The organism is Desulfovibrio sp. SGI.133, from assembly GCF_050313955.1.
Taxonomy (GTDB): Bacteria; Desulfobacterota; Desulfovibrionia; order Desulfovibrionales; family Desulfovibrionaceae; genus Desulfovibrio.
The window spans coordinates 559,191-574,825 of sequence record NZ_JBNPMK010000001.1 but is presented as its reverse complement, the minus strand read 5'-3'; the positions used below and the strand labels follow the sequence as shown (position 1 = coordinate 574,825).

Here is a 15,635-nt window from a genome sequence, read left to right as displayed (position 1 = left end):
CCTTTATTCCGCCGGTTCCGCCAGATGGGATGCCCACCAGTGCAGGCCCAGGCACAGGGTCGCGGCGGTCTCGCAGCGCAGCACACGGGCCCCCAGGCTGACGAAGGTGAACTGCGCCGCCCGCAGGCTGTCCAGCTCCCGCTGGGAAAAGCCGCCTTCAGGGCCGATGACGTACACGGTGGTGCCGGGACGTCCGGCCAGCTGGGGCGTGAGCATGCTCACGGTGTCCTGCATCTCCCAGGGCAGGATGCGGCGGTCGGCTGTGGCGGCGCGGCGGACCAGCTCGTCCACACCGCCGGTCAGGGCCTCCACCTGCGGCAACCAGGGATTGCCGCACTGCTTGGCTCCGGCGATGAGCTGTCCCCGGCAGGCCTCGGCGGCATCGGCAGGCAGTTTGCCCTGGCTGTGGTCGCCCTGCCAGAGCCAGATGGCATGGGCACCCAGCTCCACGGCCTTTTCCATAAAGAAACCGCGGCGCACGGCCTTGCTGAAGGCAAGCGCCATGACGGCGCGGGATTCCGGCGCGGGCGCCATCTGTTCTTCCTGCAGGACAAGACGGGCCTTCTTTTTGGCTGTTTCGGCGATGGCGAAACGGCCGCTGCGGCCCTGGCCGTCGAGCAGCAGGACCTCCTCGCCCGGGGCCAGGCGCAGCACCTGGACCAGATGCTTTGCTTCCTGGCCTTCCAGCCAGAGGTCGTGGGCCCATTGTTCGGGAGGAAGATAAAAGCGGTGCAGACTCATGATGCGTTGGATCCTTTTGCCGTCCGCGCGCGGCGCACGGCCTTGAAGCCGTCCTGCAGCGAGACGAGACGGCCGTAATTTTTGCGTATCTCCAGACCGGCCTTGGTCAGCCGGGACTCGGGAGGTTCCATGTAGGTGCGGCGCAGGTAGGCATCGGAAAGGATACGCTCCACGCTGTCCACGATGCCGTCCACCAGTGCTGGGAAAAAGTTGACGATCTCGAATTTCAGATCCGTCAGCAGGTCGAGAGCCTCGCGCATCATCTGGCGGTAGCCCATGCGGCCCACCTTGGCCTTGCGCTGGGCCAGGTCCTCGAGGATGCGGACGCGCCGAGCCTGCTGGATGTAGCTGAAGCGGGTACAGACCTCGCGGTGCAGCTCGCGCATGTTGCTGAAGGCGTCGTCATTGTCCGGCGAGTAGAGATAGCCGTTGAGTACGCGGCTGACCTTGGCAAAAAAGTCGTCGCTGTAGCCTATCATGCGCCGCTGGTGCTTGGTGAGCCAGGCATAAAGGAATTTGAGGCGCTTCTCGTCAGTATCGGTGTTCTCCACGATCTCCGTGCGTTTGAAGACGATGCGGCCGGTGTATTCACCGCGCACGATGTCGTTGAGGCGCAGGAACATGTTGGAGGTGTCCTTGATGATGTTCAGCCCGGCTAGGGGCGCGCCCGTGAGCGGATGCAGGATCTCCTGCCAGGCCACGGAAAGGGCGCGGTCCTGCTGCACGTTGCTGGCATCGAAGCGGTGCTGCCGGTAGGTGACGCGGATGATGACGACCCGCCGGTCGCGGTCCAGGAAGTAGCCGCCTTTTTCCAGCGTCTCGAGGGCTTCCTCCTGATCTTCGTCCACGGAGATGAGGGCGATCTTTTCCAGCAGGGGGTAGCGGGTGCTCTGGCCCATGGACGTATAGGTGGTGATGGTACGGTCCGTCTGGCCCAGGACGCGCAGCATGAAGTGCTCGCCCAGCTTGTGCAGCTTGCGGGCAAAGAGCGCGCTGGAGGTACGGCGTTCCGAGACGATGGGGAAGCCGTAGAGCTCCATCAGGTACTGGTAGACGAACATGCGGTTGCGTTCGTAGATCTCGCTGTCGCCGTAGACGAATTTGCCGATGCGCATGCCGAAGCGTTTGAGCTCGCTGTCGATGTCCGACGGGAAGGAGGCGAAGACCCCCGCCAGGTGGAACTGCCGGTCCGCATCGAGGGCGAGCACCTGGGCCCTGTCCATGGCCAGCAGATAGGGCATGAGCGAGGGATAATTGTCCAGGATCACGGTGTCGGCATTGGCGAACTGCTGGCGGAAGATGTCCTGGTGCATGCGCGGCAAACGGGAGGCCAGGGTCTGCACGTTGCGGGCAAGGACCTGGTTCTCCAGCGGGCAGCAGGCGCCGTCGGCTTCCATGACGATGGGGTGCAGTTTGTCGAATTGGAAGGTCTCGGAAAAATAGTCCAGCTGGCGGGCAAAGGCCACCATGGAAAAACCCGGCAGGTCCTTGTATTCGAACATGTCGTTGTCGAACGAGGGCAAAAGCTCGCGGCCTTCCACCAGAGGGTAGTTTTTGTGCTCCTGATAGGGCTTGACCAGACAGAAGCGGATATGCACGGCATCGAGAAAGCGCTTGAGCTCGTCAAGACGCGCGATAACGACCGGCTCGGATGTCGTATAGGCATCCTGCCAGTGAAAGCCGTCCTTGCTGAAAATCTCCTGCCATTTGATCATGCGCAACCTTACCCGATTCTCTGTAAAGAGTAACTGCTTTTGTGGGGAATTTCCAGAGGCGCTCCCGGTATTTGTTGTTTTTGCCTGCCGGGCCGCCGGCGCGGGCGAAAAGCTGTTGCGGGCGCTATGCGGCTTTGGTACACTTCCGTGCGTCAGTCCCGGACCTGTTGCCCGGGCCCACCATCAAACGCGTACCGACATGACTGCCAATACTCTTGAACAACACATCCTCAGCATCGTCTGCAGTGTTTTCGATGCCTACTCCGCCGTCCTTTTCCTGCCCTCCGAAAATGGTGAGGAGCATTATCTCGCGGCTTCTTTCAGCCTTGGCGAAGGGGTGGAGCAGGGGGCCATGCTCTCTTCGGGGAGCCTGGTAGACTGGATCATCCGCAACCGCCAGCAGATGCTGGTCCCCAACTTCGACCAGCACAAGCACAGGCTCGGCTATTACCGGGAAGGCGAGGAAGCTGGCATCAAGGCATTCATGGGTTGTCCCGTGCCCACGGGCGGAGCCCTGTGCGTGGACAGCAAACGGCAGTATTCCTTCACTGACAGGGACTACAAGCTACTGCAGCTTTTTGCCGAGCTGGTCTCCCGCCAGCAGGCCAGCAAGGGCCGGCAGGAGATGGCCGGTGATATTCCCCGCTATTTTGCCGAGCTGTCCGTGATTCAGGAGCTGCGCTTCCGTTATCGCCGCTGGTCGCAGTTTATCCAGAATTATGTGCGCACCATGGTCGATGCCACGGGCTTCGACTATTGCGCCTTCGCGTCGGTGGATGTTCCCGGCGAGAGCTATTGCGTGGAATGTGAATCCGCCCGCTTGGTGCTGGAGAACGGCGAACCCATGGTCCTGCCCGTAGGCAGCGGCATCGCCGGCTGGGTTTTCAGCAATGACCAGCCCGTCATCAACGAGGGGCTGGAAGGCGCTCCCTCCACCATGCTGTTCGGCAAGCTGCCGGGCATGCCCGATTTTCAGGCCATCATCTGCCTGCCGGTACAGATCAACAAGAGCACGCGCGGTGTGCTCTGCCTGGCGCATACCTCCACGCGCAGCATCGACGAATCCCTGCGCTCCTTCGTGCGTCAGGCCGTGGACCATCTGGCCCTGTTCCTCGAAAATCTGTACCTGCGGGTACGTCTGCGTTCCCTGCTGCCGCAGGGCACGGTCCATAGCCAGGGCCCCCGCCGCTACGATCCTGATACCGCTCCGGTGCCGCCCGTCAAGAATCCTTAAGCCATGCTGTCCCGATTTTTCAGCAGGTTCCTGACTCAGGACATTGCCATGGATCTTGGTACAGCCAACACGCTGCTGTACACCAGGAAGCATGGCATTTTCATCAATGAGCCCTCGGTGGTGGCTGTGGATGCGGTCAGCCGCAAAGTGCTGGCCGTGGGCGCCGCCGCCAAGGAGTATCTGGGCCGCACGCCCCAGAACATCTGCGCCATCCGGCCCATGAAGGACGGCGTCATCGCCGATTTCGACATCACCCGCGAGATGATCGCCCATTTCGTGGGCAAGTGCATCTCCGGTCTGCGCCTGGTCAAGCCGTCCATGGTGATCTGCATCCCCACGGGCATCACTCAGGTGGAGAAAAAAGCCGTCATCGACGCGGCCCTGCTGTCGGGGGCACGTTCGGTCTCTCTGGTTGAGGAACCCATGGCCGCGGCCATCGGGGCGGGCATGCCTGTGCAGGAGCCCCTGGGCAACCTGGTGCTGGACATCGGCGGCGGCACCAGCGAAGTGGCGCTCATCAGCATGACGGGCATAGCGGTCTCGCAGTCGGTGCGCGTGGCCGGTGATGCCATGAACCTGGCCGTGCAGCATTATCTGCGTGAGGTCTTTCGCCTTGAAGTTGGCGAGAATACTGCGGAAAATGTCAAAAAGATCCTTGGTGCGGCCCTGCCCCAGAACAACAGCCTGCGGTTGGAAGTGTCCGGCAAGGATCTGGTCTACGGCGGCCCCCGGGTGGTGACCGTGACCGAGGGCGACATTTGCGAGGCCCTGCACGATCCGGTCCAGGCCGTGGTTGAGACCGTGCTGCGCGCGCTGGAACAAGCACCGCCGGCACTGGCCGCCGACGTGTACGACAACGGGCTGCTCATGGCCGGAGGCGGGGCCCTGCTGCGCGGTCTGGACCAGTGCATCGCTCGGGCGACACACCTCAAGGTCGCGGTGGACAAGGACCCCCTGACTACGGTGTTACGCGGGACGGCGCAGGCCATGTTGTATCGCGAGGATTACGAAGGGATTTTCATCAATTAGGACAGGACGGGCGTTTGTCCTGCCTCTTTTGGGTCATGGCGTCCGCCATGCCGGAAGGGGGGGCATGTTCCCGGCCGGGATGGCCGTCGTGCGCCCTGTCCTTGCAACTGCCGTGTGCTCCTGCTGGGCAGGGGCCCGGTCTTGGGACATCGTTTCATGCTGACAGCCCGATTTTTACAGGATGTGGTGGACGTCGTGCGCGAGAGCGGCGACATCATTCGCCGCCAGTGGGAAAAAACGCATGCCGTCAGGCACAAGGGCAGTATCGACCTGGTGACGGAAACGGACGTGGCCGTGGAGGCCTTCCTTAAGGAACGTCTGGGAGAACTGCTGCCGCAGGCGGAATTCCTGGCTGAAGAAAGCTGCGTGGCCGGGCAGGAGCCGTCGCCTCTGTGCTGGATCATCGACCCCGTGGACGGCACCACCAATTTTGTACACCGCATCCCCCAGGTGGGGACGTCCGTGGCCCTCTGGGCGGATGGCCATGTGGTGCTGGGCGTGGTGAATGTGCCCATGATGGATGAATGTTTCTGGGCCGGTCTGGGCATGGGGGCCTTCCGCAACGGCGAGCCCATCCATGTAAGCACGGCCGGGGCTCTGTCCGATGCCGTGGTAGCCACGGGCTTCCCCTATGCCATCGCCGAACGCCTGGACGATGTGCTGGCCCGTCTGGCCCTGGTGCTGCCCAAGGCCCAGGGCGTGCGCCGTATCGGGGCCGCCTCGGTGGATCTGGCCTATGTGGCCGCCGGGCGGCAGGATGCCTTTTACGAGATGCTGCTCAAGCCCTGGGACGTGGCTGCCGGCTGGTTGTTGGTGGAAGAAGCCGGCGGGCGGGTCACGGCGCTGGATGGCCGTCCGTATACCTTCGGGGACGAGATCATGGCCAGCAACGGCCTGGTGCATAAGGAACTGCGGCACCTGCTGGCGGCCGTGACGCCCGTGCAGGCGGAAAGGCGCCCCGCATGAGCCTGCCTGCCGGGGATACGGTCCCCCGCCGCCTGACGGTCGGGGACGCTGCCGCCATGCAGGCACTGGAGGCAGCCTGTTTTTCCCTGCCGTGGAGCGAGGAGCAGTGCCGGGCCGCCTTCAGCCAGCAGGCTTTTGTGGCTTACGGGCTGGAAGAAGCGGGCATTTTACAGGGGTATATCTCGCTCTATCAGGCAGCGGACGAGCTGGAAGTGCTCAACCTGGCCGTCCTGCCCGCTGCACGGCGGCAGGGACTGGGCGAACGGCTTTTGCGCACAGCCTTGCAAGAAGCTGAAAAAACAGGTATCAACAGGGCTTTGCTTGAAGTCCGTACCGGGAATGCCCCGGCCATCGCCTTATACGAGAAATGCGGCTTCGTCCGGGTGGGCAAACGGCCCCGCTATTATGCGGACACCGGCGAAGATGCCCTGATCTATCAGTGTGATCTGGCACCGCAGGACTGACAGAGAGGATATTTCCATGCAGAAGATCATCGCTGCCAACTGGAAAATGTACAAGACCCGGCAGGAAGCCCGCGAAACGGCCGCTGCCGTGGCTGCTGCCCTGAACGAACAGCCGACCCCGCACGAAGTGGTGGTGTTCGCGCCCTTCACGGCCATCGCCGAGGTGGCGGATGCCTTTGCCGCCTCGCAGGCGCAGGCCGGTGCGCAGGACGTGTGGCCTGCTGTGGAAGGGGCGTTCACCGGCGAAATCTCGCCGCGCATGCTGCAGGACGCCGGTGCGGTCTGGGTGCTGACCGGGCATTCCGAGCGCCGTCACGTGCTGGGCGAATCCGATGAGCTGGTGGGCCGCAAGACGGCCTTTGCCCTGGAGCAGGGCCTCAAGGTCATGCTCTGCATCGGGGAAAAGCTGGAAGAGCGCGAATCCGGCCAGTTGGAAGACGTGCTGCGCCGCCAGCTGGACAGCGGCCTGCCCACCGGGGAGAATGCGCTGGAAGGCCGCTTTGCTGTGGCCTATGAGCCCGTGTGGGCCATCGGTACCGGCAAGGTCGCCGGTCCCGACGAAGTGCTGGCCACCCACGCCGTGGTGCGCCGCCTGCTGTGCGAGCGCCTGGGCGAGACCGGCAACAGGATCCCGATCCTGTATGGTGGGAGCGTCAAACCGGCCAACGCCGGGAACCTTATCGGACTTGACAATGTGGATGGTCTTCTGATAGGTGGCGCTTCTTTGGACGCGCAAAGTTTTGTGCAGATTATCCGGGCCTAGGCCTGAAGTTCTTCATTTACGTCGTGCCCCTGGGAGGCTCTTGTGCAGACCCTTATTCTGACGCTTCATATCATTGTTTGTGTGGTGCTCGTCATTCTCATTCTCTTGCAGGCTGGCAAGGAAGGTATGGGCGTCATTTTCGGTGGCGGCAATACCTCTGTGTTCGGCAGCAGCGGTGCCGGCGGCATGCTGGCCAAGATGACCGCCTTCATGGCCGTGGTCTTCGTGGTGACCTCGCTGAGCTACACCTATGTGACCAGCTCGCGTCCCAGCGATGAGTCCGCCGTGCTCAAGGTCGAACCCCTGACCATCGAAGACGTGCCTGCCAAGCCCGCTGCCGCGCCTGAAGCTGCTGCTCCGGCCCAGCCTGCCGCGACCAGCGAAGCTCCGGCTGCTGCTCCTGCCGATGCTCCTGAGGCCCCTGTGGCTTCCGAAGCTCCCGCCGCCGAGGCTCCTGCGACGGAAGCTCCCGCAGCCCAGCCTGCCCAGCAGTAGACGTTTTTTTGATCCAATGGAAAAAGCCGCGGTCCTGCCGCGGCTTTTTTTTCAGCAACAGGGGGCTCCCATGACAGACGACAACAGCTTCAAGAACAATCCCTTCAAGGCGCTGGAAAAAGGACGGTTTCCGCAGCAGAAAAAGACGGGTGCCCCTGCGGCGCCGGAAAAACGCGGCAAGCGCATCACACGCCAGGCTGCCGTGCCTGCGGACGACGAGGACGCCTCTCTGTTCCTGTCCGCCATGAGCAATGTGGAGCGCCAGTCGGCTCACGGCGGTGCGGCCCGCGGTCAGGGAGCGGGGCAGGGCGGCTTTGCCATGGAAGAGCAGTGCGCCATGCCGCAGGTGAAGAAGCTCAAGGAAAAGAAGAAAAAGGGCAGCACCCCCCACAAGGAGAGCGGAGCCGCGATCCCCGCAGCTGCCGGAGCTGTTGCCGCATCTACCGGTAAGGCGGATGCGGCCGCCGGACTGGAAGCTGTGGTGGCGGCCAGTGAGGAAGATGACTTTTTGCTGGCCATGAAGCAGGTAACGCCCCTCCAGGGTAAGGGGCGGGATGTACCGCCCGCAGTGGCCCAGAGCACGCCGCCGCCGTCCGCGGATACCAGCCTGCAGGATTTTTTGGACGGCAAGCTGGAATTTGCCCTGTCCATGACCGATGAATATATGGAAGGCCATGTGGTGGGACTGGACCAGATGATCATGAACAAGCTGCGCGCCGGAGGCCTGAGCCCCGAGGCGCACCTCGACCTGCACGGCCTCAATGCCCAGCAGGCTTTCGAGACCCTGCGCGGCTTCATGCGCGGCAGCTGGTACAAGGGCCTGCGGACCATCTTGGTGGTGCCCGGCCGCGGCAAGAACTCCCCGGACGGCGTGGGGGTGCTGCGCGGCAAATTGCAGTCCTGGCTCACCCAGGATCCCTTCAAGCGCGTTGTCTTGGCCTTCTGTACGGCCCAGCCGCATGACGGCGGCCCCGGCAGCGTCTATGTGCTGCTGCGCAAATACAAGAAAAAGGGCCGTGTCTACTGGGAGCGGATGCCCGCTGACGCGGATCTTTACGAATAGGCAGTCGTTTTACGGGCTGCGTGTCTTTGATGACAGGCATAAAAAAGGACGTCTTCGGACGTCCTTTTTTTATGCCTGTTTTTTGTTCCCTCAAACGCAGGTTGTTGGACAAGCTGTATCGCTTGGGGCGGCAAGAGCAGGGAGCGCACAGATGGCCGGTACATTGGCAAGGCAGAAGGAAAGCACGCGTTTGGTGGGAAGGAGAGCATGCGACGGTGCCTGCCTTTTCTGCTGGGGCAGGAAGGTCCCGGAGGGGACGGCTTTTAGTCCTGCTCCCGGGGCGTACGGTCTTCCAGCAGGGCGGCCGCATCTCCAAAGCTGCGTACCCAGGCGCGCAGTTCCGGCTCGCTGCGGGTGGTTAGAGTCAGGATGAGGCCGCCGTCCTCGCAGTCTTCGATCTGCTGGTTGGTGGCCCAGATGCGTTCCCGCACATAGTCGGCGGCACTGGGGGATACGCGGATATGGAAGGTCCGCGGTTCGTGCCAGGGCAGGCCGAAACCGCCGTGTTCGTCATCGTCGCGGCTGTAGCACACATGCTCCCCGGTCAATTCCACCCCCTGGATACGATGGACGGCCAGGGTACAGGGATGCTCGACTTCGAGCCCCTCCTCACCCAACTGGCCGCCCAGCACATACAGGGCATTGTTCATGGCGGCCATGCGTACAGGGATGAAGCGGTGGATTCGCGGCTCCGCCTTGCCCACGGCTTTGTAGCGGATCCGGCAGACGGTCTGGCAGCGGGCGGCCTGGACGAGGCGCTCGATGGTGTCCGCAAAGGGCGTGTAATTGATGCGCCCCTTGATGTAGAAGGCAAAATCGTCCTGATCCTGGAAGTGTGGATCCGCCATGTGCATGGCCAGGCGCTGGATGGTCCTGTCCACACGTTGCAGGGTCTGTTCCGGCAGGATGCCTCCCGCCATACGGCGGCACAGAGTCAGAAAGCGCAGCTCCTCGAAATCGAGGCCCAGATGCCCCTTTTCTCCGGGATTCAGGCGATACCAGCGGCGGCGCTGTTCCGTGCCCATCTCCAGGGCGATGCCTACGGCACTTTCTATCTGTTCCATCAAACGAATGACCGTTTGGGGCGAGCAGTTGAGTTCGCGCGCCAGATCCTGCTGGAAATGGCGCCTGTTATCGAAGAGCAGCTTGCGGAAAAGACGCAGCAGCTTGTCACCGGTACGGGCATCGGGATCCAGTTTGCTGGGCATGGCGAACCTCCTGTCCGGCTTATGCTAGATGCTGACATGCCGTGAAGCAAGGTCAATATTGCACAGACAGGTGTTTTTTTGTAGGTTTTGGCTGTTTTTTGTGACCTGTGCACGGATGCAGGATGATATGACAAATAAAAGACAATCATTCCTCTTTGTTACAGAATTGTCACAATAGCGTGGTAGATGTGCTGCCACAGAGCAACTGGTGGTCCTGGAAGAGCCGCAAGAGCCTTATGGAGAAAGCTTTTGTCTTCTTGCAGGAATTGGGAAACAATGGTGGAGAGTTTATGAAAAAAACAGGTAATACGCACATTTATCTTTCAGAATTTCTGGGCACCTTTATCTTCCTGCTGTGCGGCATCGGCTGCGTGGGGGCGCTCAAGCTGGCGGGGGCCAGCTTTGGCCAGTGGGAGATCAGCATCGTCTGGGGCCTTGCCGTGGCCATGGGTGTCTATGTTTGCGGGGGCGTGTGCGGCGCGCACCTTAATCCGTCCGTGACCATCGCCCTGGCGCTGTTCGGGGATTTCGACAAGCGCAAGGTTGTACCCTACATCCTGGTGCAGATGGTGGCCGGTTTCTGTGCCGCGGCGCTGGCCTATGCCATGTATTACAATCTGTTTGCCGATGCCGTGGCCGCCACGGCGGGCGATCCTGCCAAGCTGACGGCGCTGGCCGGGGTCTTCTGCACCTTTCCCCATCCCAACATCACCTTTTTCCAGGCCTTTTTCGTGGAGCTCGTCATCACGGCCGTGCTCATGTGCCTGATCTATGCCCTGGTGGATGGCCGCAATACGGCTCCCAAGGGCAATCTGGGCGGCCTGCTCATCGGCCTGCTGGTGGCGCTCATCGGTGCCAGCTTCGGCCCGCTGACCGGTTTTGCCATGAATGCCGCGCGTGACTTCGGTCCGCGTCTGTTCGCCGCTCTGGCGGGCTGGGGCACGGATGTGATGACCGGCTATCCGCTCAACGACAACCTGAGCCTGCCGTACTTCCTGGTGCCGCTCATCGCGCCCATCATCGGGGCCTGTATCGGCGGCTGGATCTACAAGCGCATCATCGTGGTGGCCCTGGATCGCAACGCGGCCGCCGAGGACAAGGCCTAAAAGCCCCGAACCAAGGGGCCGATGGACAGGCGCCGCATTCTGCGGTTATCCTGTCACGCAGACCGGTGTCTGCCGGTCCCTTTTGAACATCACTGGAGAAAAGCTATGCAAGGCAAATATATCGTCGCCCTGGACCAGGGTACCACCAGCTCCCGCACCGTCGTGCTGGATCAGGACGTCAACATCGTAGCTGTGGTGCAGCGCGAGTTCCCCCAGATCTACCCCCGTCCGGGCTGGGTGGAGCATGACCCCCGCCAGATTTGGGCCACCCAGAGCTCCACGCTGACCGAAGCCCTGGCCAGTGTGGGCATCTCGTCGGACGAAGTGGCGGCCATCGGCATCACCAACCAGCGTGAGACCACGGTGGTCTGGGAAAAGGATACGGGCAAGCCCGTATACAATGCCATCGTCTGGCAGTGCCGTCGTACCGCGCAGATCTGCGACGAGCTGCGCAAGAACGAAGGCTTTGAGGAATACGTGCGGGAAAATACCGGCCTGCTGCTGGACCCCTATTTCTCCGGTACCAAGATCAAGTGGATCCTGGACAATGTGCCCGGCGCCCGTGAGAAGGCGGAGAAGGGGCAGCTCCTGTTCGGCACCATCGACACCTGGCTGATCTGGAACATGACCCAGGGCCGCGTGCACGTGACCGATTATACCAATGCCTCGCGCACCATGCTGTTCAACATCCACAAGCTGGAGTGGGACGAGCACATCCTCTCCATGCTGGGCATCCCGCGTTCCATGTTGCCCGAAGTCAAGCCTTCGTCCACGGTCTACGGTCAGACCAACATCGGCGGCAAGGGCGGTACGCGCATCCCCATCGCGGGCATTGCCGGTGACCAGCAGGCGGCCCTGTTCGGGCATCTGTGCGTGGAAAACGGCATGGCCAAGAATACCTACGGCACCGGTTGCTTCATGCTCATGAACACCGGCAAGACCGCCGTCAGCTCCAAGAACGGCCTTATCACCACCCTGGCCTGCGGTCCTCGTGGCGAAGCCTGCTACGCCCTGGAAGGTTCCATCTTCGTGGGCGGTTCCGCCATCCAGTGGCTGCGGGACGAGCTGAAGATCGTCAACGATGCCCGTGATACGGAATACTTCGCCAACAAGGCGGAGACCTCCAACGATGTCTATGTGATCCCGGCCTTCACCGGCCTGGGCGCTCCCTACTGGGATCCCTATGCCCGCGGCGCCATCGTGGGCCTGACCCGCGGCACCAACGCCAGCCACATCATCCGCGCCACGCTGGAATCCATCGCCTACCAGAGCAAGGACGTCATCGAAGCCATGCAGGCGGATTCCGGCATCCCGCTGCAGGCCCTGCGTGTGGACGGCGGCGCCAGCGCCAACAACTTCCTGATGCAGTTCCAGTCCGACATCCTGGGTGTCAATGTGGAACGTCCTGCCACTCTGGAAGTGACGGCCCTGGGGGCCGCCTTCCTGGCCGGTCTGGCCGTGGGCTACTGGAGCGGCCTGGACGACGTGCGCAACCGCCTGCACATCGAACGTGTTTTCGAGCCTTCCGCGGACAAGGAAAAGCAGGTGCAGCGTTACAAGGGCTGGAAAAAGGCCGTGTCCCGCGCCCTGCAGTGGATCGACGTGGAAGACTAGCTACAGCCTGAGACAAGATCTGTGATGCGCGGTGACCGCCGCGCTGACAGGAGGAAGGGAAGCCCCGGCTTTCCTTCCTCCTCGTTTTATGGGCGTCAGACTGTCGGGCCGCGGCGTAGGGCGATAAAGTCCGCGATGCGCGAGGGGGGACGGCATGGCGGGGTAGGCACGCAGGGCAGAGGAGACGTAGCCCTCTGCAGGCTGGCATGTGAGCCCCTGGAAAAAAGATGCCTCTTTGTCACACTGTTTTGCCGCAGGCTGGACGTATGAGGCGGCAGAGCCATATCCCTGAGCGGGAGCCGGATCGAAGCGGAACAAGGGCTCAGAGCGCTTGTTCCAGCGCAAAAACATGGCCGGCCGCATCGGGAAGGGCGGGGAAGGGTCATGCGGCGGGTGCAGATGCTTGCAGGATACCCCAGGCTGGCTGCAAAAGCTGGCCGGGGAGGACGTGCGGGGCTTTGAAGCAGCCCGCTCAAAAACAGTGGGAGGGAAGGACAGGGGGCGACGGCGTGGCGGAGCGCACCCGGAAAGACCGCCCGCAGTTAGGCAGAGGCGATGCGCATAAAAAAAGCCCTTGCAGTTTCCTGCAAGGGCGAAATATGGTGGGCCATCAGGGACTCGAACCCCGAACCAACTGATTAAGAGTCAGCTGCTCTACCAATTGAGCTAATGACCCATGATGTCCGCAAAAGGCGGTTGATATCTTGTGGTGGGCCATCAGGGACTCGAACCCCGAACCAACTGATTAAGAGTCAGCTGCTCTACCAATTGAGCTAATGACCCACGATATCCGCAAAAAGCGGTTGGTATCATGGTGGTGGGCCATCAGGGACTCGAACCCCGAACCAACTGATTAAGAGTCAGCTGCTCTACCAATTGAGCTAATGACCCATCCGCGAAAAAGAGACCTACCCTTTTGCGGCCTCTCTGTCAACACTTTTAAAAGAAAAAAAAAGATTTTATAGTGCCTTCCCAGAGGTATTTGATGAAAAAAACACGGAACTTTGCTGCCCTGATCGGGGTGCTTGTTTTATTTTTGTTTATATTCCAAATAGATACGAAAGAGTCTGCCGCGGCGGACATCGTATCCGTGCAGCCGCATTTTGCTGAAGGCCCTGACGGCATCGTCATGGCTGTGGAGATGGCATTCCCGCAAGGCTACCATGCCTATGCCCATGAATCCGGAGATGCCGGACGCCCGACCACGCTTTCCATCCGTCTGGATGACGGCAGCGGTCTGCCCGTCTGGTATCCGCAGGGCTTCATGCAGCGGGATCTGTTCGATCCTGATGCGACCGTCTACGTTTACGAAAGCCCCACGACCCTGTTCGTCCTTTTGCCGCACGAGGCTCGGCATCGCGGCTTTGAGGCTGTCCTGAGCATGCTGCTCTGTTCCTCGCGCAATTGTCTTCCGGTCTCGCAGACCATCAGCGGCCAGGTACCGGATACCTTGCCCGGGTTGGAAGAGACGCCCTGGAAGGCCCGCTGGGAAGAATTGCGGCGTTTGCCGCCCGTGCTCTCCAAAGGCAGCGCCCCTGTTTCCGGTCTGCCTTTTGCCATGGACGAGGGCGGAGCGGGCGGCCTGAGTGCCGTCACGGATCCGGCGCAGGACCCGCTGGCCGCCCTGCAGGAGGAAGACGGCGAAAAGCCCCTGCCGCCCCCGGACGGTTTTGCCCTGGAGCTGACGCCGCAGTATGCTGACGGCTCTGTGGAGATCTCGGGATTCGGCATGGCGCTTGCCGTAGGCATTCTGGCGGGCCTGCTGCTCAATGCCATGCCCTGCGTCCTTCCGGTGCTGACCTTCAAGATCAGCGGCCTGCTGCTCATGGGCGGCAGGGGAGACAAGGAGAGCCTGCGGCGTTTCCGCGAGCACAACCTCTTTTTCTCCGCAGGCATCATGACCCTGTTCACCCTGCTGGCCCTGGTGCTGGGCGCTGCCGACATGATTTGGGGGCAGCTCTATCAGCAGCAGAGCCTGCTGCTGGGCCTGGTGATGCTGGTCTTCCTCATGGGTCTGTCCATGCTGGGGGTCTTCACCCTGCCTGTCATCGATCTCAAGGCCGGGGCCAACAGCAAAAATCCCCGTCTGCAACCCTATCTGACCGGTCTGGTCTCCACCTTCCTGGCCACGCCGTGCAGCGGCCCGCTGCTGGGCGGGGTGCTGGGCTGGGCCTTCACCCAGCCGTTGCTGGTCCTGATGGTGGTCTTCTGGGCCGTGGGCCTGGGCATGGCCCTGCCGTACATCCTGTTCAGCATCTGGCCCCAGCTGGCCCGCATCCTGCCGCGTCCGGGCAACTGGATGAAAGTCTTTGAACGCGTCCTGGGCTTCTGCCTGCTGGGCACGGCCCTGTATCTGCTCTCCATCCTGCCGGTGGAAAAGCATATGCAGGTCCTGTGCGTACTGCTGGTGCTTTCGCTGGTGGCCTGGCTCTGGGGCCAGTTCTGCGGTCCCGCCTCCCCCCGCCTGCGTTGCCGCATCATCGGGGCCCTGACGGTCCTGATCCTGGTGGGCTCCTTCATCTGGGTCCTGCGACCTGCCGCACCGCTGGTGCAGTGGCGGGAATTCAGCCCCGAACAGTTTCAGGCCGATCTGGGCCAGAAAGCCATGCTGCTGGAATTCACGGCGGATTCCTGCCCCAACTGCAAGGTGTTGGAAGCCACGGTGCTGACCGATGAGCGGATGCGCAAGCTGCGTGCGCGCTACGGCATGGAGCTGATCCGTGTGGACCTGACGGGCGTCAATGCGTATGGCATCCGCCTGCTGGAGGCCCTGGGCAGCAAGAGCATTCCGCTGACGGCCCTGTTCCCGGCAGGCGAGCAGGCCTCGTCCCCTCTGGTACTGCGTGACGTCTACACGGCCGGGACCCTGGAAGATGCCCTGGAAAAGGCGTTCGGGCAATAGCCTGAGCCGTAAGACCTGAAAATGTTGAAAGGCCTGTGGTGACGCCACAGGCCTTTTTTATGGGCTTTTTTTGCAGGTATCCCTGTCTGGCATGGAGGATTTGAGGCCTGGCGAATGATGGATCTCCCGGAAAGGAAGAGGGCGTTTGCGGCTGCGGCCATTCCAGGGGCGCGAACGCTGCGGCTTTCCTAGGCTCGTGGCGCCAAAAAGGAACGTTCCGGGCCGCATGATGCGAAAATTTGGGAAAAATGAAGGCCGGCCCCGCGAGGGGACCGGCCTGGGAAAGCGTGCTTGAGGAAGGGGCAGGGATGGGAGAAGGCTTCTCTCTGTGCGTC

At 61.9% G+C, this 15,635-nt stretch carries 13 protein-coding genes and 3 tRNA genes; 10 read left to right on the top strand and 6 right to left on the bottom strand.

Going from position 1 to position 15,635, the window contains the following annotated elements:
- Nucleotides 1–3: 3 nt before the first annotated feature.
- Together ACQRBR_RS02665 and ACQRBR_RS02660 are read right to left on the bottom strand one after the other, a co-directional pair.
- A complete protein-coding gene (locus tag ACQRBR_RS02665) occupies nt 4–741 on the bottom strand; it encodes a 16S rRNA (uracil(1498)-N(3))-methyltransferase (RefSeq protein ID WP_303881224.1) in 738 nt (245 codons plus the stop codon).
- The gene (locus ACQRBR_RS02660) at nt 738–2,456 is read right to left on the bottom strand and encodes a hypothetical protein (RefSeq protein ID WP_168936238.1); all 1,719 of its coding nucleotides are present in this window, start codon (nt 2,454–2,456) and stop codon (nt 738–740) included. The genes ACQRBR_RS02665 and ACQRBR_RS02660 overlap by 4 nt, the downstream gene beginning before the upstream one ends.
- A gap of 199 nt (nt 2,457–2,655) precedes the next feature.
- Between ACQRBR_RS02660 and ACQRBR_RS02655 the strand changes: the two genes are divergently transcribed.
- The 7 genes from ACQRBR_RS02655 to ACQRBR_RS02625 all read left to right on the top strand — a co-directional run bounded on the left by ACQRBR_RS02655 (nt 2,656) and on the right by ACQRBR_RS02625 (nt 8,470).
- Complete coding sequence (locus tag ACQRBR_RS02655) at nt 2,656–3,690, top strand: GAF domain-containing protein (protein WP_427812243.1); 1,035 nt, start codon at nt 2,656–2,658, stop codon at nt 3,688–3,690.
- Nucleotides 3,691–3,693: 3 nt separating this feature from the next.
- Nucleotides 3,694–4,719: a rod shape-determining protein gene (locus ACQRBR_RS02650; protein WP_168936237.1), complete on the top strand. Its 1,026-nt coding sequence runs from the start codon at nt 3,694–3,696 to the stop codon at nt 4,717–4,719.
- 156 nt (nt 4,720–4,875) lie between these two features.
- Nucleotides 4,876–5,685 (top strand): inositol monophosphatase family protein, encoded by an 810-nt coding sequence (locus tag ACQRBR_RS02645; RefSeq protein ID WP_303881215.1) that lies wholly within the window; start codon nt 4,876–4,878, stop codon nt 5,683–5,685.
- A complete protein-coding gene (gene rimI / locus ACQRBR_RS02640) occupies nt 5,682–6,149 on the top strand; it encodes a ribosomal protein S18-alanine N-acetyltransferase (protein WP_427812242.1) in 468 nt (155 codons plus the stop codon). Before ACQRBR_RS02645 ends, rimI begins: the two co-directional genes overlap by 4 nt.
- 16 nt (nt 6,150–6,165) lie before the next feature.
- The gene (gene tpiA, locus ACQRBR_RS02635; protein WP_303881210.1) at nt 6,166–6,912 is read left to right on the top strand and encodes a triose-phosphate isomerase; all 747 of its coding nucleotides are present in this window, start codon (nt 6,166–6,168) and stop codon (nt 6,910–6,912) included.
- 42 nt (nt 6,913–6,954) lie between these two features.
- Nucleotides 6,955–7,407, top strand: coding sequence for a preprotein translocase subunit SecG (gene secG, locus ACQRBR_RS02630; protein WP_427812241.1), 453 nt, complete (start codon nt 6,955–6,957; stop codon nt 7,405–7,407).
- A gap of 70 nt (nt 7,408–7,477) precedes the next feature.
- Nucleotides 7,478–8,470, top strand: a complete 993-nt coding sequence (locus tag ACQRBR_RS02625) for a Smr/MutS family protein (protein WP_321031577.1) — start codon at nt 7,478–7,480, stop codon at nt 8,468–8,470.
- 263 nt (nt 8,471–8,733) lie between these two features.
- Here the strand turns inward: ACQRBR_RS02625 and ACQRBR_RS02620 are convergent, their stop codons facing one another.
- Entirely contained in the window at nt 8,734–9,678 is a 945-nt protein-coding gene (locus tag ACQRBR_RS02620) for a helix-turn-helix transcriptional regulator (protein WP_427812240.1), read from the bottom strand.
- A gap of 290 nt (nt 9,679–9,968) precedes the next feature.
- Between ACQRBR_RS02620 and ACQRBR_RS02615 the strand changes: the two genes are divergently transcribed.
- Together ACQRBR_RS02615 and glpK are read left to right on the top strand one after the other, a co-directional pair.
- Nucleotides 9,969–10,784, top strand: coding sequence for an MIP/aquaporin family protein (locus ACQRBR_RS02615; protein ID WP_303881199.1), 816 nt, complete (start codon nt 9,969–9,971; stop codon nt 10,782–10,784).
- Between the two features lie 105 nt (nt 10,785–10,889).
- Entirely contained in the window at nt 10,890–12,398 is a 1,509-nt protein-coding gene (glpK, locus tag ACQRBR_RS02610) for a glycerol kinase GlpK (protein WP_204625242.1), read from the top strand.
- Between the two features lie 600 nt (nt 12,399–12,998).
- Here the strand turns inward: glpK and ACQRBR_RS02605 are convergent.
- From ACQRBR_RS02605 to ACQRBR_RS02595, 3 genes are all read right to left on the bottom strand, one after another.
- Nucleotides 12,999–13,074, bottom strand: a tRNA-Lys gene (locus tag ACQRBR_RS02605).
- Nucleotides 13,075–13,105: 31 nt separating this feature from the next.
- Nucleotides 13,106–13,181, bottom strand: a tRNA-Lys gene (locus tag ACQRBR_RS02600).
- A 32-nt stretch (nt 13,182–13,213) separates the two neighbouring features.
- Nucleotides 13,214–13,289 (bottom strand) — tRNA-Lys (locus ACQRBR_RS02595).
- A gap of 199 nt (nt 13,290–13,488) precedes the next feature.
- Between ACQRBR_RS02595 and ACQRBR_RS02590 the strand changes: the two genes are divergently transcribed.
- Nucleotides 13,489–15,300: a protein-disulfide reductase DsbD family protein gene (locus tag ACQRBR_RS02590; protein WP_427812239.1), complete on the top strand. Its 1,812-nt coding sequence runs from the start codon at nt 13,489–13,491 to the stop codon at nt 15,298–15,300.
- Nucleotides 15,301–15,635 lie beyond the last annotated feature (335 nt).